Below are 2380 nucleotides of genomic sequence, written 5' to 3'. Positions count from 1 at the left end.
GGAGGTGGGCGGCCTCGGCGGCGGCCTCCGAAGTGAGGGTCAGCGGTGCGCCGTCCATCAACGTGGCGCGGGCGGCGCCGGCGAAGAGGACGGCGACGTCGACGGGGGCGAAGCGATCGGCGATCTGCTTGACCAGGTCGACCGACGCGTTGTCGCCGGAGACGTAGACGGTCGGCAGGTCGTCCGCCGTCAGCACGAAGCCGGTGACCACCCCGAGCACCGCCTCGGCGCCGTCGGGACCGTGCAGCGCCGGTACGCCGGTGACCGTGAGCGTCCCGCCGTCCGGGCGGTCGAGGGCCACCGACTCCCAGTTCGCCAGCCCGCGTACGCCGGGGATCCGGGTGGCGGCACCTGGCGTCGACAGCACGACCGGCACCGACGGCAGCAGCGCACGGCCGGCGTCGTCCAGGTTGTCCTTGTGCTCGTCGTGTGACAGCAGGACCACGTCGACCGGGCCGAGGTCCGCGACCGGTACCGCCGGACCGATCAGTTTGCTCATCACCCCGCCGCTCGGCAGCACGTACTCCTGTGGTTCGTCGAAGGCGGGATCAGTCAGGATGCTGAGCCCGCCGAGGCTGAGGAGCGCGGTCGGGCCACCGATGTGCGTGATCTTCATGGCTCGATGGTCGCGCCCGCCCGCGGTGACCACCATTGGCCCGGGAGCCACAGTTCCTGAAGATCAGGCCATACTGGTTCCATGCGCACCGTCGCCGTCCTCGCGTTCGACCAGATCAGCCCGTTCCACCTGTCCGTCCCGTGCCTCGTGCTCGGCGACCGCCTCGGCGCGCCGGGCGAGTACGGCGTCCGCGTGTGCGCCGAGCAACCCGGATCGCTGCGGACGAACGCCGGCTTCGGCATTACCGTCGGCCACGGGCTCGAGGTGATGGACGCGGCCGACCTGGTGATCCTGCCGAGCTGGCAACCGGAGCTCGAACCGTCCGCCGTACTGATCGACACCATCCGGCGCGCGCACGCCCGCGGTGCGACCGTCGTCGGGTTGTGCATCGGGGCGTTCCTGGTCGCCGCGAGCGGGATCGCGGACGGGCGGGAGGTGGTGACGCACTGGAAGTGGGCGGACCAGCTGCAGGCCAAGCACCCGAACATCAACGTCCGCGCGGACGTGCTCTGGTCCGACCTGGGCGACGTGCTCACGTCGGCCGGGACGGCCGCCTCGCTCGACTGCTGTCTGCACCTCGTCCGGACGCACCACGGTGTCGAGCTGGCCGAGCGGCTGGCCCGGAGCATCGTGGTCGCGCCGCACCGCAGTGGTTCGCAGGCGCAGTACATCCCGGTCCCGGTGCCGCCGGACCCGAGCGACGACGTGATCGAGAAGGCGATGGTGTGGGCGCGCGCCCGGCTCGACCAGCCCGTCTCACTGGACGAATGGGCGGCCGCGGTCGCGCTGTCGCGGCGTACGTTCACCCGGCAGTTCCGCGCGCGTACCGGAAGCTCCGGGCACGCGTGGCTGCTCCGCCAACGGCTCGACCGGGCCAGGCTGTTGCTGGAGACGACCGACCATCCGGTCGAGCGGATCGCCACCGAGAGCGGCTTCGGCAGCAGCGCGGCCCTGCGGCACCACTTCCACACCGTCCTCGGTACGACGCCGCAGCGGCACCGTCAGGAGTTCGGCGTAGTCACAGCAGGAGCAGGAGGGTATACAGCGCTGGCGCCGCGAACGTGACCAGCAGGATCCACGCGATCATCCGGTGACCCGGTTTGCCGCGGTCGAGCGACGACGCGAAGTACAGCACCGCGCCCTCCTCGGTGTGCCGGCTCAGGCCCATCCGCTTCGCCTCTTCCGGGCGCGGATCAGGACGCTCGTCGGCGAGGGCGTCCGGTGGAATCCCGAAGTGCGCGGGCCGGGGCGGGTCCAGGTCGTCGCGTTCCCCGTACATCCGGCCTCCCGCAGGGTTGGTGTGACCAAGGGTCGTTCCCTCCCATGGTCGCACCAACCACCCACGAAAGTGCGCGTGTCCTAAGTAAAGTCCGCCACCCAGGCGACGCGGGTCCTGGTCGTGCACAGCACCGGACCGAGCATGCAGGCCTTGTACCTCGCGTCGTCCATGCCGACCCCGAGGGTCTTCAGGTTGCAGTTGAGGACAACGCTCTTCTTCTGCGCCATCATCTGGTCGAAGGCTTGCTGGGCCGACCAGTTGTCGCCGCCGGCAGCCGTCTTCGAGTCCGTGTAGCTGTTGACAGCGCCGGACTCGGCGCGATCCTCCGCCTCGGCCCGGGCGCCACCCGTGAGGTTGGGATCCTGCTCCAGTGGTGCGCAGCCGTTGCGCACGCGAGCGGCGTCGATCATGTCGAACAGTTCGAGCTCGTCGGCTGTCATCCCACCGTCCCGCGCCGGGGGCGGCGGGGGGTTGTTGGTGGTGGG

Annotated in this window: 4 protein-coding genes; 1 reads left to right on the top strand and 3 read right to left on the bottom strand. The window is 70.6% G+C overall.

Annotated features, from left to right (window positions below; all coding sequences use genetic code 11):
• Positions 1–616, bottom strand: a 616-nt coding sequence (locus E1218_RS35460; protein WP_132327405.1) for an MBL fold metallo-hydrolase, incomplete at its 3' end; no start/stop codon positions are given.
• 81 nt (positions 617–697) lie between these two features.
• Here E1218_RS35460 and E1218_RS35455 point away from each other — a divergent pair.
• Complete coding sequence (locus E1218_RS35455) at positions 698–1681, top strand: GlxA family transcriptional regulator (RefSeq protein ID WP_132327404.1); 984 nt, start codon at positions 698–700, stop codon at positions 1679–1681.
• Here the strand turns inward: E1218_RS35455 and E1218_RS35450 are convergent.
• Together E1218_RS35450 and E1218_RS35445 are read right to left on the bottom strand one after the other, a co-directional pair.
• Positions 1635–1895, bottom strand: coding sequence for a hypothetical protein (locus E1218_RS35450; protein WP_132327403.1), 261 nt, complete (start codon positions 1893–1895; stop codon positions 1635–1637). The two genes, E1218_RS35455 and E1218_RS35450, sit on opposite strands and share 47 nt — an antisense overlap.
• A gap of 80 nt (positions 1896–1975) precedes the next feature.
• A partial coding sequence (locus E1218_RS35445) for a CAP domain-containing protein (protein WP_407657667.1) occupies positions 1976–2380 on the bottom strand: 405 nt, incomplete at its 5' end.

Source organism: Kribbella turkmenica (assembly GCF_004348725.1).
Taxonomy (GTDB): Bacteria; Actinomycetota; Actinomycetes; order Propionibacteriales; family Kribbellaceae; genus Kribbella; species Kribbella turkmenica.
The sequence above is the reverse complement of the archived record's forward strand: the minus strand, read 5'-3'. Positions and strand labels throughout refer to the sequence as shown.